Origin of the sequence: Pseudomonas parafulva, from assembly GCF_000800255.1 — a bacterium.
GTDB lineage: Bacteria > Pseudomonadota > Gammaproteobacteria > Pseudomonadales > Pseudomonadaceae > Aquipseudomonas > Aquipseudomonas boreofloridensis.
Window position 1 is genome coordinate 1,151,508 of the sequence record NZ_CP009747.1, and the last position, 22,292, is coordinate 1,173,799.

Annotated in this window: 18 protein-coding genes and 2 pseudogenes; 11 read left to right on the top strand and 9 right to left on the bottom strand. The window is 58.3% G+C overall.

Annotation, left to right across the window (positions count from 1 at the left end):
- Positions 1 to 33 precede the first annotated feature (33 nt).
- The 7 genes from tssJ to tssB are packed head-to-tail and all read right to left on the bottom strand — an operon-like array spanning position 34 to position 6,546.
- Positions 34 to 828: a type VI secretion system lipoprotein TssJ gene (tssJ, locus tag NJ69_RS05065; RefSeq protein WP_039576731.1), complete on the bottom strand. Its 795-nt coding sequence runs from the start codon at positions 826 to 828 to the stop codon at positions 34 to 36.
- Positions 825 to 1,382 carry an FHA domain-containing protein gene (locus tag NJ69_RS05070; protein ID WP_039576734.1) on the bottom strand — a complete coding sequence of 186 codons (558 nt, stop codon included), beginning with the start codon at positions 1,380 to 1,382 and terminating at the stop codon, positions 825 to 827. The genes tssJ and NJ69_RS05070 overlap by 4 nt, the downstream gene beginning before the upstream one ends.
- On the bottom strand, positions 1,379 to 2,395 hold the full coding sequence (tssG, locus tag NJ69_RS05075; protein ID WP_039576737.1) for a type VI secretion system baseplate subunit TssG: 1,017 nt from the start codon (positions 2,393 to 2,395) through the stop codon (positions 1,379 to 1,381). Before tssG ends, NJ69_RS05070 begins: the two co-directional genes overlap by 4 nt.
- The gene (tssF, locus tag NJ69_RS05080) at positions 2,359 to 4,125 is read right to left on the bottom strand and encodes a type VI secretion system baseplate subunit TssF (RefSeq protein ID WP_039576740.1); all 1,767 of its coding nucleotides are present in this window, start codon (positions 4,123 to 4,125) and stop codon (positions 2,359 to 2,361) included. Before tssF ends, tssG begins: the two co-directional genes overlap by 37 nt.
- Before the next feature lie 3 nt (positions 4,126 to 4,128).
- Complete coding sequence (tssE, locus tag NJ69_RS05085; protein ID WP_029612733.1) at positions 4,129 to 4,539, bottom strand: type VI secretion system baseplate subunit TssE; 411 nt, start codon at positions 4,537 to 4,539, stop codon at positions 4,129 to 4,131.
- A complete protein-coding gene (gene tssC / locus NJ69_RS05090) occupies positions 4,536 to 6,026 on the bottom strand; it encodes a type VI secretion system contractile sheath large subunit (protein ID WP_039576743.1) in 1,491 nt (496 codons plus the stop codon). The genes tssE and tssC overlap by 4 nt, the downstream gene beginning before the upstream one ends.
- Positions 6,027 to 6,042: 16 nt before the next feature.
- The gene (tssB, locus tag NJ69_RS05095; RefSeq protein WP_029612731.1) at positions 6,043 to 6,546 is read right to left on the bottom strand and encodes a type VI secretion system contractile sheath small subunit; all 504 of its coding nucleotides are present in this window, start codon (positions 6,544 to 6,546) and stop codon (positions 6,043 to 6,045) included.
- Between the two features lie 396 nt (positions 6,547 to 6,942).
- On the opposite strand from tssB, the gene vasI reads away from it, so the two are divergent.
- From vasI to NJ69_RS05115, 4 genes are all read left to right on the top strand, one after another.
- On the top strand, positions 6,943 to 7,482 hold the full coding sequence (vasI, locus tag NJ69_RS05100) for a type VI secretion system-associated protein VasI (protein WP_029612730.1): 540 nt from the start codon (positions 6,943 to 6,945) through the stop codon (positions 7,480 to 7,482).
- Positions 7,470 to 8,933, top strand: a complete 1,464-nt coding sequence (gene tssA / locus NJ69_RS05105) for a type VI secretion system protein TssA (RefSeq protein WP_039576746.1) — start codon at positions 7,470 to 7,472, stop codon at positions 8,931 to 8,933. The genes vasI and tssA overlap by 13 nt, the downstream gene beginning before the upstream one ends.
- Positions 8,933 to 12,535: a type VI secretion system membrane subunit TssM gene (gene tssM / locus NJ69_RS05110; RefSeq protein ID WP_039576749.1), complete on the top strand. Its 3,603-nt coding sequence runs from the start codon at positions 8,933 to 8,935 to the stop codon at positions 12,533 to 12,535. The genes tssA and tssM overlap by 1 nt, the downstream gene beginning before the upstream one ends.
- Positions 12,536 to 13,023: 488 nt before the next feature.
- The gene (locus tag NJ69_RS05115) at positions 13,024 to 13,650 is read left to right on the top strand and encodes a dTMP kinase (RefSeq protein WP_039576752.1); all 627 of its coding nucleotides are present in this window, start codon (positions 13,024 to 13,026) and stop codon (positions 13,648 to 13,650) included.
- Positions 13,651 to 13,682: 32 nt separating this feature from the next.
- Here the strand turns inward: NJ69_RS05115 and NJ69_RS22170 are convergent, their stop codons facing one another.
- Positions 13,683 to 14,105 carry an autoinducer binding domain-containing protein gene (locus NJ69_RS22170; protein WP_155290515.1) on the bottom strand — a complete coding sequence of 141 codons (423 nt, stop codon included), beginning with the start codon at positions 14,103 to 14,105 and terminating at the stop codon, positions 13,683 to 13,685.
- Positions 14,106 to 14,387: 282 nt separating this feature from the next.
- On the opposite strand from NJ69_RS22170, the gene cobF reads away from it, so the two are divergent.
- Positions 14,388 to 15,137 (top strand): precorrin-6A synthase (deacetylating), encoded by a 750-nt coding sequence (gene cobF, locus NJ69_RS05125; RefSeq protein WP_039576754.1) that lies wholly within the window; start codon positions 14,388 to 14,390, stop codon positions 15,135 to 15,137.
- A 23-nt stretch (positions 15,138 to 15,160) separates the two neighbouring features.
- Here cobF and NJ69_RS05130 read toward each other — a convergent pair whose 3' ends face one another.
- Complete coding sequence (locus tag NJ69_RS05130) at positions 15,161 to 15,511, bottom strand: response regulator (protein ID WP_029612727.1); 351 nt, start codon at positions 15,509 to 15,511, stop codon at positions 15,161 to 15,163.
- Positions 15,512 to 15,771: 260 nt separating this feature from the next.
- Here NJ69_RS05130 and NJ69_RS23115 point away from each other — a divergent pair.
- From NJ69_RS23115 to NJ69_RS05155, 6 genes and pseudogenes are all read left to right on the top strand, one after another.
- A pseudogene (locus NJ69_RS23115) lies at positions 15,772 to 17,910 on the top strand (CHASE3 domain-containing protein); the annotation flags it as partial.
- A gap of 105 nt (positions 17,911 to 18,015) precedes the next feature.
- Positions 18,016 to 19,239 (top strand): annotated as a pseudogene (locus tag NJ69_RS23120) (response regulator); the annotation flags it as partial.
- Positions 19,236 to 20,057: a CheR family methyltransferase gene (locus NJ69_RS05140; RefSeq protein ID WP_039576760.1), complete on the top strand. Its 822-nt coding sequence runs from the start codon at positions 19,236 to 19,238 to the stop codon at positions 20,055 to 20,057. The pseudogene NJ69_RS23120 and the gene NJ69_RS05140, both read left to right, overlap by 4 nt.
- The gene (locus NJ69_RS05145) at positions 20,054 to 20,629 is read left to right on the top strand and encodes a chemotaxis protein CheB (RefSeq protein WP_039576763.1); all 576 of its coding nucleotides are present in this window, start codon (positions 20,054 to 20,056) and stop codon (positions 20,627 to 20,629) included. The genes NJ69_RS05140 and NJ69_RS05145 overlap by 4 nt, the downstream gene beginning before the upstream one ends.
- Positions 20,623 to 21,849 carry a hybrid sensor histidine kinase/response regulator gene (locus NJ69_RS05150; protein ID WP_039576764.1) on the top strand — a complete coding sequence of 409 codons (1,227 nt, stop codon included), beginning with the start codon at positions 20,623 to 20,625 and terminating at the stop codon, positions 21,847 to 21,849. Before NJ69_RS05145 ends, NJ69_RS05150 begins: the two co-directional genes overlap by 7 nt.
- Positions 21,850 to 21,893: 44 nt before the next feature.
- Positions 21,894 to 22,271 (top strand): response regulator, encoded by a 378-nt coding sequence (locus NJ69_RS05155; protein WP_029612722.1) that lies wholly within the window; start codon positions 21,894 to 21,896, stop codon positions 22,269 to 22,271.
- Positions 22,272 to 22,292: the final 21 nt, after the last annotated feature.

Genomic DNA, 22,292 nt, shown 5'->3' on the forward strand with positions numbered 1-22,292 from the left:
CAGCGTAATTAAGAAAGGAAGGCTGGGCGGGCATCAGTCTTCCTCTCTGAGCAGAACCTGCGTGTCGTTGAGCAACACCGACAGGATGATCTGGTGGCCGCGAGGGGGAATGCGCAGCACTTGGCTCCAGGTGGCGTTTTCCTTGTTGCGGTAGCCGGCGATCACCGCGATGAAGTGGGTTTCCGGATCAATAGGCGCAAAGGGGATGAACTTGAACTGTCCAGGTCGCAGCAGGTAGTCGTCATCACGGATGTAGGTGCTGCGCAGCGCCTTGGCCGGATCCTTGTCCAGCAGTTCGTAGACGCTATTGCGCAGGAGCGAGTCGTCACGCAGTTGCAGGATCTTGATCGCTATGGGTGTAGCGATAGGCTCGGCGGCCACGGTGGTGGTGTGGGGTAAGGTCAGGACCACGGCCGGGTCGTCGTAGCTGCCAGGAGTGCTCTCTTCCATGGGCGATCGCAGCAGGTCGTCGTCCTCGTCAAGAGGCATCGAGACCGGCGACATGGCAGGGAACTGTTGCTGGAGGTATTCGAGCAAGGTCCCGACTTTCTCGGTCAAGGCGTACGGATCGCCTGCGCTCAAACTGACCGCGTAGGGGCTCGGTTCCAGTGCGTCAGGCTGCTCGATGGGCACCTCGACGCTGTGAGCGTTGCCGTTGAGTGTCGGGCTGGCGTTGATACTGAACGCGACCTGGGTGAGATGCTCCTTGGGTGGGCCTACGGGTACAGAGGGGTCCATGATCACTTGGCCGATTTTGCTCAGAGAAGTGCAACCGGAAACTCCGATCAACACCGTCAGCAGACCAGCAGAGAACGAACAACGGGTCATGGGTGTTTTCCCGTAATCAGGTGGTCCATCGGGTTTTCCTGTACAGGCGCTGCCACAGTGTCTAGAGCGACCAAGGGGTCTTTACCCATGTTCGATTCGAAGGCGGCACAGATTTCAACCGCAGCGTCACGGGTGACAGATACGGGCTCCCACGCTTGGGCGGGTACATCGAGTAGCCATTGATCAAGGGTTCTCTGGTCAGGGCTAAACAGGTCTTCCAGCGAGCGCACATCCGCTTGTGAAACTTGAGCTTGCAGCAGGCAAGCGCCAATGCGCAGTTGGTCACCTTCTAACAGCCGTCTGGCGGTGAGCGATCCCACACTCTCAAGGCTGTCATTCAGATAGGTGCGTTGGCAGCGATCGATTACACAGAAACTGCCCTCGAACCAGCGAATCTCGCAGTGAATCGGCGCAACGTTTCCTTCACGATCATCAATCCGCCAGGTAGCCCCTGCGCTGCCAATAGTGCCGCCGGAGCAATCGAACTGATGTCGGGCAGTGACGTTATGCCGCAGTTGTTCAAGGTTGGTGATGCTCAAGGTCAAGGCGCTCATGAGCGCCCCCGGAACCGTACAACCGGGGCGATCTGACCGTTGCGGTCATCAACGAAACTGGTCCAGCCCAGGTAGGCGCCCTGGCTGTTGTGCAGGCGAAAGGGCAGTAGGGCGTTCTGCTTGAGGCGCAGCTCCAGGTCGTAGGCCAGGCCATCGCGTAGCAGAAAGTCGATCAATGCACGCAGGCGATTGAAGTTGATGCCACTGGGCAACAGTTCGCGCAATTGATCCTGATCGAGTTCACTGATCACTATGGTGAACTTGCTGCTGCGAGTTCGTGTGCGGCTGCCGATCGTGAAGGAACTGCCCAGATTGCCATTGCTGCAACCCAGGCTTACCCGTTGCTGGGTCGTGGTGTAAACCGAGCCGGTTTCGAACTCTCGAATCTGTACCTGCTTGAGGTCGAAGCAGTGGGCAATGATGCCGGCGACGGTGCCTGGCGAACGGCTGCGACTGGCGATCACGCCGGCAAAACTGAGCAGTCGACTCCAAGGCAGTGCCGTGTCGCCGCGCAGCTTTTTGTCATTCAATCCAAGCAGGGCGAAGATATATTGGGAGAAGCCATCGCTGGCACCCGGCTGGAAACGAATGTAGTAGCGGTACTTGCGCCAGATGCGGTGTAACAGACTGAGCAGGTAGTGATTGAAGAAATCGAAGAAGGCCGGACGCACACCGATACCCTGCGCATGCTCATACGCCACCTGCTCCAGGTAGTAGGACGGCAACGGGGAGTCCGTGCCATGCAAGCCCATGAACGTGGTGCAGATGCGGTACCGGTCTTGCGCCGCAGGCATGCGTTCCGCTTTGTACACGTCCGAAATGGGAAAGGTCAGCCGCGGGTCGCAGCCAAGCCGTACACGCAGGCGGGTGGCTCTATCTGGCCAACGCGGTTCCAGATCATCCTCGTGCAAGCCGTGCAGGCGCTCCAGCAACTGGAAGAAGTTGTACTGATGTGCCTCGGCGAGCAACGTGTCGGCTAGATCAGCGGTTGCTTGCCGGTCTGGATTGGCCATGTGTAATGCTCATTATTGGTGATGTTGATCACTTCCAGTTGATGGAAGGAATTGATGCTGGCGTAGAGGGCGAAGAAGTGTGCGAGCACGCAACCGAATAGGTAGAGGTCGCCTTCGCAGAGGAACGCCGTCTGATCCAGCTTCAATCGTGTCCGCAGGCCACGAACGGGCTGTCCTTTGATCAGCCAGTCCAATGGCTCTGTTTGAACATCCTGGATGCCATCGAGGCGTTTGCGGGTGGTGCGTGTCTGCTGGATATCGTGCAACGCCGCGAAGTCGTAGGCCCGAATGATCGCTTTGAGCGCTTCAGCCGAAAGCAACGACAGATAGTTGAGTGACATGTTGGAAATCAGGACCCACTGCAGTTGGCCGTCCAACACCGGCCGATAGGGGCGCGTAGGGGCACAGATGTTGCTGTAGCTGGCAAGTGGAGGCGTGACCTCGGAGGTTACATTGATATCATCCACTGCCAGTGCCAGCGGTAGGTCGCGATTGGTGCAGGTCAGATCGATGGATGCGGTTTCCAGCTCGCCGATGTAAGCGTTGGCGTCCGCGCGCACAAAGGCGATGCGGTGCGTAACGCCATCACCGCGCAGGGACTGCTCGAGTGTGTAGCGGTAGTACAGTGCTGTGCGTCCTTGAGCATGTTCGATCTCATGAGCGAACGATTCGAAAGGGCGGAAGGTCCGCAGGTGTCCGCCGACAGTACCGTCGGTTGTCGTGCGGGTGCTGATTACCTGATCGACACTGAAGATCTCATAGGCATGCCGCTCGCTCCCCTTGGGCGTGAGCTCGACCTGAGCAGCCTTATTCGAAAGGTCGATTGGTTCCGCGCTGTGTGCGAATAAGTTCACCGCAGGTGTACAGCACAGGCTGAAGTCTGCTTCTGCGACATGCAGTAAGTCGGGCAACTGGCGGGTGAAGTGGAACTCCAAGCCCACGTGCTGGGCCACTTGATCAGGCCAGATCCTTTCCAGACCCGTTAGCGTGAAGAAATGGAAGCGCTCAGGAAAAACGAAGTATTCCTGGAGAATTCGGTAACCATCGAAGACGTTTTGCGGGTAGGGCAGTAAAGCCTCGTCTGGTCTGAAGCCTGGGAAAGCAAGGCTACTGGCTGGTAGCCGGCGAACTTCACCATTGATCACCACACTGACATATTTGAGGTACTGAGCGATCCAGAGATACAGGGTGCGGGCGGTCTGGGTGTCACCGCTCAGATGGAAGTCCAGGCTGTGGCAGCTCATGGTGTTCAACGGCCGCTTGGCCAAGGTTCGCAGGTCGAGCCGGACTACCGAACTGTCGAGTGTTTGGGTAGCGTGTACCTTGTCGATCGCGAATGGATGGATGTCCACTTCGGTACAGGTGCGAAACTCGCAGGGCACCCCATCCACAGGCTTGGAAAACAGTCGCGAACCCCTCGGTATACGCTGGGATTGACTGAGTGCCTGCTTGCGTGGCGTGAACTGGATGATCGTGGCGCTCGGCAGCGGCCGCAGGTAGTTGGGCCACAGCAGCTGCAGCATTGGATGCGTTAGCTCAGGGAGATCGTCTTCCAGCTTGAGCCGCAGCTTGGCGGTGAGGAAAGCAAAAGCCTCCATCAAGCGTTCGACATCCGGGTCGCTGCCACCCTTGCCTAGCAGTCGGGCAAGCTGCGGGTTGTCTTTGGCGAAGTCATTCCCCAGCTCATGGAGGAAACGCAACTCTTCGCTGAATCTATCCTTGAGCGACATGCGTCACCTCACTCGGGTGTGGTGGTTATGGCCGTTGACCAGCAGATCCAGTTGCAACTGCTCAGAGTGGTTGTTGACCTGTATGTGGCAGTCCAGCCTGAAATGCAGTTCCAGCGAGGCGTGGCAATCGGGCATTGCTTTGAGCGCGTGCACGTGCACGCGCGGTTCGAAGCGCAGAATGGTGCGACGGATGTCTGCGCTCACTTGCTGCAGCAGATCGCCACTGCTTGCGTCGTGTCCGTTGAAGTCACGCAGGCCCAGCTCAGGGCTGCTTTGCGAGCAACCCTGACGAGCGTTGAGCAATATTTCGAGGTGGCGCTTGATGGCAGCGAATTTTTGACTAGCGTTTTCCTGCCGGGACGGCTCTCGGCAGACGGATTGATTCGCCGTCAAACGATCGAAAAATCCACTCATTGCGTGTCGAGCCGCCCAACGAGGGAAATTTCGAAGTTCGCCCCCATGTACTTGAAGTGCGGGCGTACGGCGAGCGAAACCTGATACCAGCCTGGATCGCCGGCAACGTCCGACACCTCGACTCTCGCGGCACGCAATGGCCGACGGCCGCGCACATCGGCAGAAGGATTTTCCTGGTCGGCAACGTATTGCTTGATCCATTTGTTGAGCTCGGACTCAAGGTCACGACGCTCTTTCCAGCTGCCGATCTGCTCGCGCTGCAGCACCTTGATGTAGTGGGCCAGGCGGTTGACGATGAACAGGTAGGGCAACTGGGTGCCGAGTTTGTAGTTAGTCTGCGCCTGCAGCCCTTCTGGGGTCTTGGGGAAGTTCTTCGGCTTTTGTGCCGAGTTGGCGGAGAAGAACACGGCGTTGTCGCTGTCCTTGCGCATGGTCAAGGCGATGAAGCCTTCTTCAGCCAACTCGAACTCCTTGCGGTCGGAAATCAGCACCTCAGTCGGGATCTTGGCCTGCAACTGGCCGAGGGACTCGTACAGGTGCACCGGTAGATCCTCGACGGTGCCACCGGACTGCGGGCCAATGATGTTCGGACACCAACGGTATCGGGCGAAGCTGTCGTTGATGCAACTGGCCAGCAGGAACGCTGAATTGCCCCACAGGTAGTTGTCGTGCTCCCCGTCGATATTCTCGTAGTAGTGGTAGCTCTGGACGGGGTTCTCTTGTGGGTGATAGGCCGAGCGAAGCATGAAACGCGGACCGGTCAGCGCAGCATGGCGGGCATCCTCACTTTCACGGAACGCTCGCCATTTGGCATGCCGCGGGCCAGCGAAAATGTCCTTGATCTCTTTCAGGTTGGGGAGCTCTTCGAAGCTGCTCAGATTGAAGAACTCAGGTGATGGCGCTGCGAGGAAGGGAGCGTGAGACATTGCGCCGACGGAGGCCATGTAACTCAGCAGTTTGATGTCCGGGGAAGAGGGGCCGAAGTTATAGTTGCCCACCATGGCCGCAACTGGCTCGCCGCCAAATTGACCGTAACCTGCTGTGTAGACATGCTTGTACATTCCGCTGCAGGTGATATCGGCAGCATTCTCGAAATCGTCGAGTAGGTCGTCCTTACTGACATGCAGGACTTCAAGCTTGATATTCTCGCGGAAGTCAGTGCGGTCCACCAGAAGTTTGAGGCTGCGCCACGAGGACTCAAGCTGCTGAAACTCAGGCTGGTGCAGGATCGCATCCATCTGTTTGCTGAGTACCCGATCCACCTCGGCGATCATCTGATCGACGCGATGTTTATTGATTATTTGATTTGGATCATTACTTTTAAGTAGTTCAGCGATAAAGGCCGAGACGCCCTGCTTGGCGACCTGATAACCCTCTTGTACGGGAATCAATTTGGTTTCCGCCATGAGCTCGTCGAGTAAACTGGCAGAGCCCAATGTGTCGGCAGTTTTTTCAACGGCCACAGGAGTGCTGTTTTGCTTAGGCATGGGACGCTCCGTTGTCTCAGTCTTGTTTTGGTGCTTCGAACACTATGTCCAGTTCTTCAGCGAGCTGCTTTCGTGCACGCTCATTGCTCAACAGATGCTGCAAGTGCTTGCGAAATGTCGGCACATTGCCCAGCGGGCCTTTGAGGGCAACCAGTGCTTCACGCAACTCCAGCAGTTTGTTCAGCTCCGGTATCTGACGGGCGATCCGGTCTGGCCCAAAGTCATTGATCGACCGGAACTGCAATTGCACAGCGAGCTCTGTCCCTGGCGCGGCATTGAGCATGGAAGGTACGGACATGCCTAAGCTTACGTCGGCGTCATGCAGTACATTGTTGAACGTGTGTTTATCAATACGCATGACCTGGCGGTCCTCCAGAGCACGGTTGTCATCCAAGCCGAAATCGCCCATGACCAACATCTTGTGGGGGAGCTCTATTTCGGCTTGCTCGTCTCCAGTTGCCGAAACATATTTGATATTTATACGTTCCTTGGGCGCGACCGAGCCAGTGCTCTTGACCATTGAAACTCTCTCCTTGATATGTAGGGATTTTCCGAAAGATATGAATTTTAAAGATTGCTTGTAGGAAAATTCTCTGATGGCGGTGCGAAAGTTGGCTTTATGAAGTTGGCGGCGATTCGAATATTTAAAACCTTGCACTGGGAAGGATTGCTTGGTCGAGCGTGAATTTGTAAATGAATATTTGTTTGTTATTTTTCTTTCCTATGGCCTACGCTTTCGCCAGTTTCCAGGCCCGGCTGACATCGAGTGATGAGCAGGCCTGGTCTCGGCCAAGTGCAGATCTAGAACAGGAAGTTATTGTCAGTGATTGTGCGGAGTACATATAGCGTAGCTATTTCGCTGCTACTCAGTTGTATGCCGGTGCTTGCATACGCTGATCGAGATTGCCCAAGAATTGTGTCCAACCTCGAGCGCCTGGCTTGTTTCGACAAGTCCGCCGGAACACCGGCTCGCGTTGAGCCAGTGAGGTGGTCCGCGCCGGAGCAGGACTCATCCACCCTGCGCCGCGTATTGGATCACGAGGCGGGTCGGCCGCCAGAGGACCTGACGTTTCGCCTGAGCGCTGAAGGGGAGGGGTTGTTGTTTTCCGCGCCCGCTATCGCATCGGCAGCCCCAGCTCCGTACCTGGTCATCAGCTGTGTGCAGAACATCTCCAGATTGCAGTTGGTCCTCGGCCGCCCTGTCGATGTGGGTCGGGTGAAGGTGCGGTTGCAGGGCGAGCAGCGCTCGACACACGCGACGTCATGGCGGGTACTGGAAAACGGCCAGGTACTCGATGCTGGTCGAGGTTTACCGGGGATCGAGCAGATTAGGCAACTGATCGGAGCTCATCGCATCCATGTTCAGAGCGACAACCCGGCGGTCGATGGCTTGATCTTCGATGCCCAAGGGCTTGATCCACTCATCGATAAGGCGCGCAAGACATGTCGCTGGTAGCAAAGGTCTCGGCTGAGGAAATCGCCCGGCTGCTTGCGCCGATTGACCCACAGGCACCTGCCGGCCTGTTCGATGTGGAGGACGAAACGTATCAGGCCATTGATCAGGAGATGGTCAAGCTGGGCGGGCTGCAGGAAGCCTCGATCGACTGGGCCTACATCGAAGAAGCGTCCCGGCAATACTTAGGCCAGCAGTGCAAGCATTTACGGATCGTCGCCCACCTGAGTGCTGCATGGCTGCGCGTCGATTGCTGGCGGCGCTGGGTATTTACCTTGGAGCTGTTGGCGGGTGTTGTTGAGCGCTATTGGGAAGCCGCTCATCCCAAACCGGGCCCCAAGGGCTACCTAGGCAAGCGCAAGCTGGTCGTCATCGTGGTCACGCGTTTGATCGAGGCTCTACCGCGGCTAGACCGTTTTACTTACAGCACCTCCCATGCCGCAATGGCTCTGGATGGGTTGACGCGCCTACAGCAGCAACAGAACACCGCACAATTGGATGCCGGGGGGCTGGGGGAGTTGGAGCGCGTGCTACGTAAACAGTTGGAGCTTGCCAGCGGTGTTGGCGAGTCCTGCGTGGCCACTAATCTTGCTCCTAGCACCGACTCTGCACCGCTTGCGCAGGTCATCGCCAAGCCAGCGCCGCGAGTGTCGCTGAGCAACGAGCGAGAAACGCGGCGAGCCCTATTGAGCATGGCTGAGCTCATCAATCAGCAGGACCCCTACGATCCTACCGGCTACCAGTTACGCCGCTTCGGCCTGTGGGCACATATTCAGGCTGCGCCGCAGACCAGGCAGGACAATCGTACGGAACTGATGGCGGTTCCGCAGGACATTGCCGGTGACTATGAGGAAGCCATAGGTGGCACGACGCTTGATGCCGCATTGCTGCAGCGGATCGAGAAAAGCGTGACGGCTTGCCCTTACTGGATTCACGGCAGTTTCCTCGCGGCGACCGCCGCAACCCGGTTGGCGATGGGCGAAGTGGCCGAGGCTATTCGCGCTGCCACCGCGCGGTTCGTGCTGCGCATGCCGGCGTTGCAGCAATTGTGTTTCAGCGACGGCCGGGTATTCGTGGATGACCAATGCCTGGCCTGGCTCAAGGGCTCTCAAGGGCAATCTGATCAGGACGCAGGCGCTCAGGAGTTTTCAAGCTTGCGCGAGGAGCTGACCGGCCAACTGGAAGCCGGTGGCGTCGAACCGGTTCTGCTCAGGCTGCAAGGGATGCAAGCCGATCTGCGAACGCCCCGGGAGCGCTGCCATACCACAGTGATCGCTGCTGACTTGCTGGCTGCGCGGGGGGTGTCCTGGCTGGCGCAGGACCTGTGCGCGAGCGTTGCCCGGACGATGCAGCACACCACCGCCAGCGCATGGGAGCCAGAGGTCTTTCAACGGCTTCAGCAGTATGCCGCCCCCCAGTTGCTGGTTGAACGGAGCAAGGAGCAGGAGTCTTGATGACGCAATTATGGAAGCAACTCAAACGCTGGAACTTGCCGCTGGTAACGCGTATTGGTCTGGCGATGCCGTTGCTGCTCGTGCTGGCTGCTCTGCTGATGCTCGTTGCCATTTGGTGGCTTGGTCCGCAATGGAGGTGGCACGAGCAGCAGCCGTTGGCCAGCACGGCCCATCGGGGGTTGGCAAGCCTGGTGCTTGTGCTAATACCGCTGCTGTGCTGGCTGGTTGTGCTGCGCGGCCGTAATCAACGCCTGCAGTCCGAGCGCAATCAGGCCGTGGCCGCCGAGCTGGACCAAACGTTGCCGTTCGTTCAAGCGCAAGAGAAGGCACTGGACCAAGGGCTGTCGCGATTCCTGCACAATGCCGGTGGGCGACGTGCATTGTACCGACTGCCCTGGTACCTGGTAGTGGGCGACCAGTATGCAGGCAAGACCAGCTTGATCGACCGTACCGAACAGAATTTTTCTCTGACTCGCATCGACCAGACACAGGCGCGCGGCCGACAAGTGCAATCACTGGCCCACCCGATCGGTTGGTGGATCAGCAACGATGCGGTGATCATTGACCCGCCAGGCGCCTTTATCAGTCAGGAATCAGGGGACGCTTCGCCTGCCGCGGAAGCAGGCGCAGTGCCACCCGCCACTGCGGCCAGATTATGGCAGCACCTGCTGGACTGGCTGCTGCGCAACCGGAGCCAGAGAGCTCTCAACGGTGTGTTGCTGGTCGTCGATTTGCCTGCACTGCTGCACGGCACGCCTGAGCAACGCATTGCGCTGGCGCACGTGTTGCGCACGCGGGTGTACGAGGTGAGTAGCCAATTGGGCTCGCGCCTGCCACTGTATGTGATATTGAGCAAGTTCGACTTATTGGATGGTTTCGATCAGCTTTACGCCGGGCTTCCCGCCGCAGCGCGGGAAGAGATGCTGGGTTTCACCTTCAAGCTGGACGCGATTGGAACGTTCGACGCCTGGCTGGACGAGTTTAGCGATCACTACGACCGAATGATCAGCCAAGTATTTGAGCAGGTGCTGGACCGACTCGATACATTGGGCGATGCAACACTGCGGGCGCGTCTTTTCTCATTGCACGCCCAGTTGGTTGGGCTGCGCCCGATACTACTGGGATTCCTGCAAGAAGCATTGGCAAGTGACCGCTTCACCACGCCAGCACTGGTGCGTGGTGTGTACTGGTCTTCGGTGGTACAGCAAGGCGACATGCTCAATGCATTCGTTCGTGAGGCCGCACAGCCCTACAAGACAAAACTTCCGCTGCGCGAGGGCAAGGCACAGAGCAAGGCACTGGTCTATTTCATCCAACATGCCTTCAGGCGTGTCATCTATCAGGAAGCCGGACTTGCCGGGGATAACATCAGAGTGGCGCTTAGGAAGCGGCAGTTACTCTGGGTTGGCACGGGTGTGGGGATACTGGCTCTTAGTGTCACCATCGCCAGTTGGCAACGTTATTTCGAAATCAATGGCGCGAAGGCCGCCAACGTGCTCGCCAAAAGTCGAGTGTACAGTCATCGTGAAGTGGACCAGCGTTTGGACCCGACTGGACACAACCTGCTGCAGCCGCTGGATCAGATCCGCGACGCCGTGTCGGTATTTGGCGACTACCGTGACGCATGGCCGGGTGTGGCTGACTTAGGTTTGTATCAGGGGCGTGTCATCGGTCCGCGTGTCGATGAGGCTTACCTTAGCTTGCTCTCGAAACGTTTCCTGCCGGCCTTGGCCAGCGGGGTAATCGATGTCATGGATACGGCCTCCCCAGGCAGTGAGCAGCAGATGGCGGCCCTAAGGGTCTACCGGATGCTGGAGGATCGCCAGAACCGCCGACCCGAATGGGTAGAGGATTGGATGGCTCGCCAGTGGCAGCAAAAATTTCCTGGCCAGGGCCAATTGCAACGCGACCTCATGCGGCACCTGAAGTACGCGATGGCCTATGCCGATGCCGAGCTGCCGCAATACAACCAGCGAATCGCTGAGGTGCAGCAAAGTTTACGCAAGATGCCGCTGCCAGAGCGGGTCTATTCGAGCCTGAAGCAGCAGGCAGGAAAACAATTGCCTACTGACTTGGACCTGCGTCTTCAGGTCGGGCCGGCCTTCGATGTGGTATACCAGTCGTCTGTCGGTGGCAGGCAGGGTGAAAGTGTGCTGGTAGCACCCATGCTTACGGCAAAGGGCTTCAGGCAATACTTCGAGCCGCATAGTCAGCGCTTTGCCGAAATGGCGATGGTCGACGAGTGGGCACTGGGTGAGCGCGGCCAGCTCGACTATTCGGATGCCGACCGAGAGGCGCTGGGTGAACGGCTGCGTAATTTGTACAGCGCCGACTTCATCGACAGTTGGCGGCGTGCCTTGAATGCTTTCTCGGTGGCCGACTTCCGCGATCTGGATCATGGCGTTGAGGTGCTGCAGCAGTTCACCGGTCCATCTGCACCCCTGCATCGGCTGTTGGATACGGTGAGGGCCAATACCTGGCTGACATCCGCTGTGGATACTGATGCAGTTGCGAAGGCTGAGATGTTAGGGCCGACAACCCGCAAGTCTGAGCAACAGCAGGCGTGGGCGATTCAGCGTGCCTTTGCGGGGCTGACCGCCATGCTGCGCGCAACGGGTGAAAAGCCTAGCTATTACGATGAAACCCTAGGTGCCATCGCCGCCGTACATGATTACGCGAAGGCGGTGCAGGACAGTCCGGACAGAGGCAAAGCGGCACTCCAGGCGGTGCTTCAGCGCTTCTCGATGACAGGACCTGATCCGATCGGCACCCTGCAACGCGTAGCCACCGGCTTGCCAGAGCCAATCAACCATCAGGTTGGAAAATTGGCCGATCAAACGGCACAAGTGCTCAACGTCGAGGCCCTGCGCGAGCTTGAGCGCCGCTGGGATGCCGAGGTGTACAGCTTCTTCCAGCAGCGCCTGGCTGGGCGCTACCCCTTTGTGGTGCGGGCACCCGATGCTTCGCTGGATGATTTTGAAGCATTCTTTGGACCGAAGGGGCGGCTGCAGCAGTTCAACAATCAATATCTGCGGATTTTCCTAAAGGACAATCTCGAAGCCATGCAGGCTGACAAGCAAGGTCGGTCGTTGATTCGCAGCGATGTGATCGAGCAGTTGGAGCAGGCAGATCGTATCCGCGAAACGTTCTTTGATCAGCGCGGCAACCTGAGCGTGCAGTTCAGTATCGAGCCGCTGGGGCTCAGCGCGAACCAGCGCACCAGTCTGCTTGACCTCGATGGTCAGTTGATTTCTTACACCCATGGTCCGCGCCAGATCATCGGTATCATCTGGCCTAATACCCTGGGGCAGCATGTGCGTAGCAACCTGACCTTGCTTAGGCAGAACGGCAACAGTAGCAGCCTGGAATACCGCGGGCCGTGGTCGATGTTCCGCTTGCTCAGTCGTGGCTCGCTCAATGGGCGCACTGCGACCAGCGTGGACTTGAGCTTCCGCACCGGCGACGGCGTGATGCGCTATCGACTCAACGCCGAGAAGGCTTTCAACCCCATCACGCAAGAGCCTTTTAAAGGTTTCAAATTGCCACGCGGATTGTTGCAGCAGTCGTCCAATCTGGAGCCAACCGCGCGGGCCCGGCTATAAGCGGGACCAATCTGAAGTAAGTTGAGGGCGGCGTTTCGGCGCCATTATCCTAGGCAGATTCAATGTGCGGTATGCCGCTGATGGTTATTTAACATTCAAGGTAGCGTCACCTATATGAGTGACTGCTCATGGTACCCATGCAGGTGACCCGCACATTAGGCGTCTTTATTCATTTCAGCCTCTTCTAGACTACGACTGGCCTATCCACGCCTGTCATGCGAGCTCATCCAGGACTTCAGTACACTTGAACGCCAAATAGCTATTGTCGAGCAGCCGAACGCCATGAACTGCACGAAACAGTCAGCCCTGGAAGCGATCAGCGAGGTGCTGTTCGCTTCGCTCGCAACCTCGTTCAAGCCTTTATGTGGTGCGCTCGAAGAGCGGCTGGCGAGGCGTCCTGACCAATCCTGGTTGTGCCTCAGGCATCGGGTCCAATGTCATGTGGGCGCTCCTTGCCGCACGCCATCTACCACAGCCGAGGTTCAGTGATGTCTGCACCACTGTTCGTCTCGCTGGACGGTCCCAAGGGTGTCGGCAAGACCACCTTGCTAGAAGCCATCGCTCGTGCGCTACGGCTTGAGGATCACAAGGTAGTACGACTCAGCGAGCGTAATCACGATCCATTCCGGGCGCAGACCATGGCGCTCGTCAATGCGTTCGCCAGAGCGCCTTGTGTGGAACTGGAGCTGCGTATCTGTGAGCAACTGGCGGACAGCCGTGCCTGGATTTCACGTCACGTGCTGCCCAACCAGTTGCCCGGCAGCATCATCCTGATGGACCGCTGGTACGCCTCAGATGCGGCATTCCGGCGCACTGTTTCTTTCGCGGACATTCAGCGGCTGAATCTTGAACGCGGTGTCCAAGTGCCAGATCTGCAAGTGGCCGTAATCACTCGCTCGGAGCTGTCGTGGGCCAGGGCGCAGGCACGCCGCGGCGGTCTGCGCAGTACGGTGCTGCAGAGCGCTCAGGGCCATGCAGCCTGCACCGATGCTTTCGAGCAGGCAATGGCCGGCCAGGACTGGCTGGTGTGTCGCAACGAGGGAGCGCTGGAGGTAGCCATCGCGCAGGTAGTGGCCGGAGTGCGGGAGCGTTTGGAGGCAAGGACTGATGGCTGAGGTGTTCTTGCGGCGCCTGCTGACCCGTGCCGTCAGCGGCCGCACGTGTCGCTAACTTCAGAACCTTGATGATGGATCAGTGAGGCTCGATGCAACTGCTGCGCCGCCCACATGACGAAACCGGCTTTGCGGTAGAGCTCTTGAGGGGAGATGACACAACGGGGGCGTAGGACCGTCAGGCTGCTGTGGGTGCCCTCAAGATGGGACGGCTGGACCCAGCCATGACGCAAACCACTGGCTTGCAGGACAGCCCACAAATCAGGTGCTGTCAAGAACGCGTCGACCGTCCACAGTAGCGGCAGTTCATGGGTTTCGACGTATCCCGGAATCGGGTTGCTGCTGGCGAACGCGTCCAGGCATGCCAGTTCTTCCGGCCCCAGGTTTGAGTGCAACTGCGAAGTTGGGCTGGTGAAGAGATAGAATTCGAAACCCAGAAGATGAACGAGCTTGGGCATGCCCTCCAGCAATGGCCGAAGATTGCCCGCGCTTGCCCAGCGCGCCGCAGCTGTCTCTAACATCATGCCTCCCTGCTGGATAATTCCGTTAGTTTCACACTCTGCACAGCGTGGATACGTCAAACGTTGCTAGCCTGCCGTATTTACGGTGTGAATGTATAGTCATTGATGATTGGCGGTCATCAAAAGCGTGATCCTGTATACGCGTAGGCTGGCTAAACCGTTGTAGCCCTACGTCGTTCGCCGATCGATAGTTCCGAATCATTTTGTAGAGGAGGCAGCATGAAGCAACTGTTGCTGATTGGCATAGGCCCCGGCGATCCTCGTCAGATCACGTTCGAGGCGGTCGATGCGATGCGGCGTGCGACTGTCTTTTTCATGATTGAGAAGGGCGGCGACAAGGAAGAGTTGGCGCGAATGCGCAAGGACGTTCTGGCGCGTTACCTTCCACATGACGGCTATCGAATCGTGCGTGTGACGGACCCGTGTCGAGACGGCAGTGCGCAAGATTACATCGGCGGAGTGCAGGATTGGCACCGGGCACGGGCGAATTTGTATCGCCAAGTGATTGAGCATGAACTCCACGAAGGCGATATTGGGGCGTTCCTGCTGTGGGGAGAACCTACGCTGTATGACAGTACCCTACGCGTCTTGGATCTGGTGCGCGAGCAGGGGATGGCGCTGAAGCTGGAGGTGATTCCCGGTATCAGCAGTGTGCAGGCGCTCGCCGCACGTCATTGCTTGACGCTCAATCGCATCGGAGAGCCGTTGACGGTACTGCCGGCCCGCCGTTTGGCCGAGCTGGAGACACTCGATAATGTGGTAGTCATGCTTGATGGCCACGCCACTTTCGCCGAACTGAGTGACCCAAATCTGACGATCTATTGGGGGGCATATCTGGGAACGGCGGACGAGATTCTGGTGTCTGGGCCGCTCATGGAAGTGAAAGCGCAGATCGTTGCGCTACGGTTGGAGGCGCGAAGGCGCAAAGGCTGGATCATGGATACCTACCTATTGCGCCGTGAGGGGTGAAGCTGAGTACCGGTCGAGGGGGCTCAGGGCGTACCGAGAATGCTGACCACTTTGTCGCGTAATTGGTCGATACTGAATGGCTTGCCGATCAAGTGCATGCCCTCCGGAACGTCCACGGTTTCCGCATAACCGCTGGCGAACAGAACCGGCAGCGAGGGCCGGATCTCGCGTGCTAGGCAGGCCAATTCATCGCCACGCATATCGGGTAAACCGACGTCCGTCATCATTAACGCCAGCGGCTGGGTTTTGTCCTTGAGGATCGCCAAGGCTTTGGTGGCATTTTCCGCCTCGACCGCCTTATAGCCCAGTTCGTCGAGCACATCGACCATCAGCATACGAACGATGTCGTCGTCTTCGACTACCAGAAGGTGCATGTATTGAATCCTGTTGCAGGGAGAGGTAGTAACTCTGTGTCTGTTACCAGCACAGAAGTTCCCTCAGAATAGCGGGCCTTGCAATTGGATGGAACGATTCTATGGGGTTGCCTTCAAATACTGGCTAAATGCCCCGATCCAGTAGCGCTCACAGTGCTTAATGACCGTGGCAGCACTGGATGCAAAGGTCAGCGACGGCCGCCGTGCTAGTAGTGTCGTCCACCTACTCTTCAATGGATTCTTCGTTCGGGCGTTATCAGATGATTCAAGCAGCCTCCATGGATCAACGCAGCTTCCGCAGACTGCTGAGCCGCAATATCGGCCTGCCGTTAGGTGTCGGGCTGCTGGGCGCCGTGGCCTTCGTCGCGGTAATCAACTACCTGCTATCGGCCATGCAGTGGGTGGAGCACACCGACCGGGTGATCGGTAATGCCAATGAAACGGTCAAGCTCTCGATCGACATGGAAACCGGCATGCGCGGCTTCCTGATTACGGGTGACGAGCGTTTTCTCGATCCCTACGAGGTGGCCAAGCCGCAGATTTTCGGCAGCCTGGAGAATCTGCGCGAAATGGTCGGTGACAATCTCCCGCAGGTCGATCGCATCAATCGTCTGACGGGCCTGCAACGCGCTTGGAACGATTTCGGCAGCGAACTGATCACCCTGCGCCGCCAGAGCGGTGACTTCCAGGGTGCGATCGGTGGCGGTCGCGGCAAGCGCATCACTGACCAGATCCGCAAGGAATTCGAGGACTTCATCGCAACCGAGCAGCAACTGCGCCAGACCCGTACCGAGCAGGTCAGCACCGTCACAGTTACGGCCATTACCGCGTTCGTGCTGTTCATCGTCGGCCTCAGCGGGTTGCTGGCCTATCTCGGGCGCCGCGATCTGCTGGCGCTGTCCGACAGCTATGTCGGCAACCTCAAGGCTCAACAGCGTGCCGCCGAGCGTTTGGAGCACCAGGCGTGGCTACGTAACGGGCAACAGCAATTGTCGCAGCAAGTACTGGGTCAGCTGACGCTGACGGCTCTGGGCGACAACGTCTTGCGCTTCTTCGCCAGCTACCTGGGCAGCGTGGTGGGCGCACTCTACGTGCGCGATGCCCATGGCCAATTGGTGCGCGTCGCTACCTACGGCCTGGATGCTGAGCAACAGAAACGTAGCCAGACCCTGGGAGAGCACGAAGGCCTTCTGGCGCAGAGCGTGCGTGAGCGGCGACTGATCCGGCTGGACGATCTGCCCGCGGACTACTATCGCCTGAGTTCCGGCCTGGGCAGCGGCTTGCCGCGCAGTGCTTTGTTGATTCCTTCGAGCGATGAAGGTGAGGTCAATGGCGTGCTTGAGTTGGGCTTCCTGCGCCCGTTGCTGGACCGCGATGGCGAATTGCTCGAGCGCATTGCCGATAACTTGGGCATGTCCATCGAGAGCGCGCGCTATCGTCAGCGACTGCAAGAGGTACTTGCCGAGACGCAGCAGTTGAACGAAGAGTTGCAGGTCCAGCAAGAGGAGCTCAAGACCGCCAACGAAGAGCTCGAGGAGCAGTCTCGTGTGCTCAAGGAATCCCAGGCCTATCTGGAGACCCAGCAGGCCGAACTAGAACAGACCAACGAGCAACTGGCCGAGCGCACGGTGGCCCTGGACCGCAAGAACAGCGAACTCAACAGTGCCCAGCAGGAACTGCAGGCCCGCGCCGAGGACCTGCAGCGTTCGAGCCGCTACAAGTCTGAGTTCCTCGCCAACATGTCTCATGAGCTGCGTACGCCGCTCAATAGCTCGCTGATCCTGGCCAAGTTGCTGGCCGAGAACGGCGAAGGCAATCTTACCCAGGAGCAGATCAAATTCGCCGAGTCCATCTACTCGGCCGGCAACGATCTGCTCAACCTCATCAACGACATCCTCGATATCGCCAAGGTCGAGGCAGGCAAGCTTGAGGTGCGACCGGAGACCACCCAGGTGGTGCGCCTGGTCGAAGGCTTGCGCGGCATGTTCCAGCCGCTGGCCGACGACAAGCAACTGGGCTTCGAGGTGTCGCTCGAGTCGCAGGTGCCGAGCACGCTGTTCACCGACCGCCAGCGCCTGGAGCAGATTCTCAAGAACCTGTTGTCCAATGCCATCAAGTTCACCGATCGAGGTCAGGTCAGCCTGAGCATCAGCCATCGGCCTGACACGGGTATCGTTTTCACCGTACGTGACAGCGGGATCGGCATCCCCGCCGATCAGCAGGAGGCCATCTTCGGTGCCTTCCACCAAGTCGATGGCACCAGCAATCGTCGCTTTGGCGGTACCGGCCTGGGGCTATCGATCTCGCGAGACCTGGCACACCTGTTGGGTGGGCAGATCACGGTGCAGAGCAGTGACGGTCAGGGCAGCATCTTCAGTCTGACCATTCCTGAGCGCTATGAGTCGGCGGATGAGCAGGGAGAGGTTCAGAGCTCTCGACCGACACTCGATCGCCTGCCACCCATCGTGCGGGCCACGCCGGTGTCTCAGCCTACAGTGATGACTCCGAGTTTCGCCGATGACCGTGCACAGGCGCCGTTCACGGGTCGCTGCATCCTGGTGATCGAGGACGAGCCCAATTTTGCCCGTATTCTTTACGATCTGGCTCACGAGCTGGGCTACAACTGTCTGGTCGCCCATGCTGCCGACGACGGTTTCGCCCTGGCCGCCCAGTACTTGCCCGATGCCGTGCTGTTGGACATGCGTCTGCCCGACCACTCCGGATTGACCGTGCTGCAGCGTCTTAAAGAGCAGGCCAGTACCCGTCACATCCCTGTGCACATCATCTCGGTGGAAGATCGCGTCGAAGCAGCCATGCACATGGGTGCGGTGGGTTATGCGGTCAAGCCGACAAGCCGTGAAGAACTCAAGGAGGTCTTCGGGCGCCTCGAAGACAAACTCACGCAGAAGCTCAAGCGCATTCTGCTGGTGGAGGATGACGATCTTCAGCGTGAAAGCATTGCGCGTCTGATCGGCGATGACGACATCGAGATCACCGCGGTAGCCATGGCTCAGGACGCGCTGGAGCTGCTGCGCGAAAACATCTACGACTGCATGATCATCGACCTCAAGCTGCCCGACATGCTGGGCAACGAGTTGCTAAAGCGCATGACCGCCGATGACATCCGCAGCTTCCCTCCAGTGATCGTTTATACGGGCCGTAACCTGACCCGCGAGGAAGAGACCGACCTGCTCAAGTATTCGCGCTCGATCATCATCAAAGGCGCCCGCTCGCCGGAGCGTCTGCTCGATGAGGTGACGCTGTTCCTGCACAAGGTCGAGTCGCAGTTGTCCCACGAACGCCAGCGCATGCTCAAGACGGCCCGCAGCCGTGACAAGGTGTTCGAGGGACGCAAAATCTTGCTGGTGGACGACGATGTACGCAACATCTTCGCCCTTACCAGTGCACTGGAGCACAAAGGCGCCATCGTCGAGATAGGACGTAATGGTCGTGAAGCCCTTGAGCGGCTTGACCAACATAGCGACATCGATCTGGTGTTGATGGATGTGATGATGCCGGAAATGGATGGCTACGAAGCCACCCGGTTGATCCGCCAGCAACCTCGTTGGCGCAAGCTGCCGATCATTGCGGTGACTGCCAAGGCCATGAAAGACGACCAGCACCGCTGCTTGCAGGCCGGCGCCAATGACTACCTGGCCAAGCCAATCGACTTGGACCGTTTGTTCTCCCTGATCCGCGTCTGGCTGCCGCAACTGGAGCGAATTTGATTAGCGAGCGCAACACCGATATCGAAATTCGTCTGCTGATCGAGGCCATCTACCTCAAGTACAGCTACGACTTCAGGAATTACTCCGGTGCCTCGATTAAGCGCCGAATTCTTCATGCCTTGCGTCAATTCGACTGCCGTACCGTTACGGCATTGCAGGAACGCGTATTGCACGATCCTGGCATGTTCATGCAGTTGCTGCAGTTCCTGACGATTCCGGTCAGCGAAATGTTTCGTGATCCTGGCCATTTCCTGGCGTTGCGCCAGGAGGTGGTGCCATTATTGCGAACCTGGCCGTCGCTGAAAATCTGGATCGCCGGATGCAGCACGGGTGAAGAGGTCTACTCCATGGCGATCCTGCTGCGCGAGGAAGGGTTGCTGGAACGCACCATCATCTATGCAACCGACATCAATCCCAGCTCGCTGGACAAAGCCAAGCAGGGTATCTATTCGATGCAGAGCCTGCGCGAATACGAAGAAAACTACCGCAAGGCCGGGGGGCGTCGCGACTTTTCCGACTACTACACGTCGGCCTACGGCAATGCCATCATGGACAGCAGCTTGCGAGACAATGTCACCTTTGCCGACCATAGCTTGGCTACCGACAGCGTGTTTTCCGAAACCCAACTGGTGTCCTGCCGGAATGTGCTGATCTACTTCAACAAAGATCTGCAGGACCGTGCGCTGGGTCTGTTCCACGAGTCGCTGTGCCACCGGGGCTTCTTGTTCCTTGGCAGCAAAGAGTCAGTTGACTTTTCCGCGTACGGTGATCGCTTCGAGCCTTTGGTGCGGCCCGAGCGGATCTACCGGAAAACATGATGGGCGTTCGCGCGGTGGTAATCGGTGCCTCGGCGGGTGGCGTTGCGGCGCTATTCGAGGTGCTTGGCGCTCTGCCGATAGATTTTCAGCCGCCGGTGCTCTGCGTGTTGCATCTGCCGGCGGATCGTCACAGCCAGTTGGCCGAGGTGTTGCAGCGGCGCTTGCGTCGGTCCGTACGTGAGGCCTGCGACAAGGAGCCCATCGAGGTGGGAGGCATCTACGTGGCAGGGCCGGCCTATCATCTGTCGGTGGAACGTGACCTGAGCTTATCGCTGAGCCAGGAGGCGCCGGTGCATTTTTCTCGGCCTGCAATCGATGTGTTGTTTCATTCGGCCGCCGATGCCTACGGCGAAGCGCTGCTTGGCGTGTTGCTCACCGGTGCCAACGAAGACGGCGCCGAGGGATTGGCCTATATCAAGAAATGCGGAGGTCGGACGCTGGTTCAGGATCCCCGCGAAGCACAGGTCGCGTCAATGCCCGAGGCTGCTCTGGCCCTGCATCGGCCCGATCATATTCTTTCTCTGAGCGGTATCGGGCAGTTGCTCGCCACCCTGGAAACCAGCACATGCTAAGCCACATCATCGCCAAACTGCTGATCGTCGACGATCTGCCGGAAAACCTGCTGGCCCTCGATGCTCTTCTGCAAGGTGAGGATCGCGAGGTGCACCGCGCTCAGTCGGCCGAGCAGGCTCTTTCTCTGCTGCTCGAGCACGACTTCGCCCTGGCTATTCTCGATGTGCAGATGCCGGGTATGGACGGTTTCGAGTTGGCCGAGCTGATGCGCGGTATGGAGAAGACCAAGAACATCCCGATTGTGTTCGTCAGCGCCGCCGGTCGCGAACTGAACTACGCCTTCAAAGGCTATGAAAGCGGTGCGGTCGATTTCCTGCACAAACCGTTGGATACCCAGGCGGTTAAAAGCAAGGTGTCGGTCTTCGTCGATCTGTACAGGCAGCGCCAAGTGCTCGGCCGCCAGTTACAAGCCCTGGAGCGCAGCCGTCAGGAGCAGGAGCAGTTGCTGGCGCAGTTGCAGGTGGCTCGCGGTGAGCTCGAGCGGGCAGTGCAAATGCGCGACGACTTCATGTCGATCGTTTCCCATGAAGTTCGCACGCCGCTCAATGGCCTGATTCTGGAAACGCAATTGCGCAAGATGCACTTGGCTCGAGGCAACTTGGCGGCATTCAGCGAGACGCACTTGCAGGCCATGGTCGAGCGTGATGAGCGGCAGATCAACAGCCTGATCCGCCTGATTGAAGACATGCTGGATGTTTCGCGGATCCGTACCGGTAAATTGTCGATCAGGCCACGCGCTGTGGATCTGGCCAAGCTGGTCGAGGGGCTGGTCGAGCGCTTCGCTGCTCAGGCCGCAGCCTTGGACACCTCCATTGAACTGACCCGTTGCGAGCCCTTGCAAGGTGAGTGGGACGAATTTCGGATTGAGCAAGTGCTGGCCAATCTGTTGTCCAACGCTTTGCGTTATGGCGAACGGCGTCCAGTGCAGGTTAGAGTTTTCGAGCAATGTGGCATGGCTTGCGTGCAGGTTCAGGATCACGGCATCGGCATCAGCGCTGCCAACCAGCAGCGCATCTTTCACCAGTTCGAACGGGTATCTGCTCAGCAGGCCAGTGGTGGATTGGGCCTTGGGCTGTTCATTTCAGAACAGATTGTTCACGCCCATGGCGGGCGGATCCGGGTCGACAGCGAGGAGGGTAGGGGCTCCACATTCAGTATCCTGCTGCCACTGGCGACTGTCGGCCAACAAAGTGACCAGACCCAGGCAACCTCTGCGTGACCCTGGGGTCAGATAGCCAACTTTTTGAAATTCAAGGCATTGTCATGAGCGAAGACGCACAAGATGTAGTACTGGTAGTGGAAGATGAACCGCTGATCCGGATGATCCTGCGCGACTACCTGGCAGGGCAGGGCTACCACGTGCTGGTGGCGGAAGATGGGGCAGAAGCTTTCGCCATTCTAGCTAGCAAGCCGCATTTGGACCTGATGGTCACCGATTTCCGATTGCCGGGTGGCATTTCCGGTGTGGAGATCGCTGAGCCTGCGCTTAAACTGCGGCCGGATCTGAAAGTGATCTTCATCAGCGGCTACCCAGCCGAGATTCTTGAATCGGGCAGCCCTATTGCACGCAAGGCGCCGATTCTGGCGAAGCCTTTCGACCTTGATACCTTGCACGAGCAGATCCAGGCCTTGCTCAAGTGACGTGTCTGCAAGACTGTGACT

Excerpts from the sequence above, each read along its gene's own strand:
- tssJ (WP_039576731.1), bottom strand. The coding sequence starts at position 828 with ATGACCCGTTGTTCGTTCTCTGCTGGTCTGCTGACGGTGTTGATCGGA.
- NJ69_RS05070 (WP_039576734.1), bottom strand. The coding sequence starts at position 1,382 with ATGAGCGCCTTGACCTTGAGCATCACCAACCTTGAACAACTGCGGCAT.
- tssG (WP_039576737.1), bottom strand. The coding sequence starts at position 2,395 with ATGGCCAATCCAGACCGGCAAGCAACCGCTGATCTAGCCGACACGTTG.
- tssF (WP_039576740.1), bottom strand. The coding sequence starts at position 4,125 with ATGTCGCTCAAGGATAGATTCAGCGAAGAGTTGCGTTTCCTCCATGAG.
- tssE (WP_029612733.1), bottom strand. The coding sequence starts at position 4,539 with ATGAGTGGATTTTTCGATCGTTTGACGGCGAATCAATCCGTCTGCCGA.
- tssC (WP_039576743.1), bottom strand. The coding sequence starts at position 6,026 with ATGCCTAAGCAAAACAGCACTCCTGTGGCCGTTGAAAAAACTGCCGAC.
- tssB (WP_029612731.1), bottom strand. The coding sequence starts at position 6,546 with ATGGTCAAGAGCACTGGCTCGGTCGCGCCCAAGGAACGTATAAATATC.
- tssA (WP_039576746.1), top strand. The coding sequence starts at position 7,470 with ATGTCGCTGGTAGCAAAGGTCTCGGCTGAGGAAATCGCCCGGCTGCTT.
- tssM (WP_039576749.1), top strand. The coding sequence starts at position 8,933 with ATGACGCAATTATGGAAGCAACTCAAACGCTGGAACTTGCCGCTGGTA.
- NJ69_RS05115 (WP_039576752.1), top strand. The coding sequence starts at position 13,024 with ATGTCTGCACCACTGTTCGTCTCGCTGGACGGTCCCAAGGGTGTCGGC.
- NJ69_RS22170 (WP_155290515.1), bottom strand. The coding sequence starts at position 14,105 with ATGCCCAAGCTCGTTCATCTTCTGGGTTTCGAATTCTATCTCTTCACC.
- cobF (WP_039576754.1), top strand. The coding sequence starts at position 14,388 with ATGAAGCAACTGTTGCTGATTGGCATAGGCCCCGGCGATCCTCGTCAG.
- NJ69_RS05130 (WP_029612727.1), bottom strand. The coding sequence starts at position 15,511 with ATGCACCTTCTGGTAGTCGAAGACGACGACATCGTTCGTATGCTGATG.
- NJ69_RS05145 (WP_039576763.1), top strand. The coding sequence starts at position 20,054 with ATGATGGGCGTTCGCGCGGTGGTAATCGGTGCCTCGGCGGGTGGCGTT.
- NJ69_RS05150 (WP_039576764.1), top strand. The coding sequence starts at position 20,623 with ATGCTAAGCCACATCATCGCCAAACTGCTGATCGTCGACGATCTGCCG.
- NJ69_RS05155 (WP_029612722.1), top strand. The coding sequence starts at position 21,894 with ATGAGCGAAGACGCACAAGATGTAGTACTGGTAGTGGAAGATGAACCG.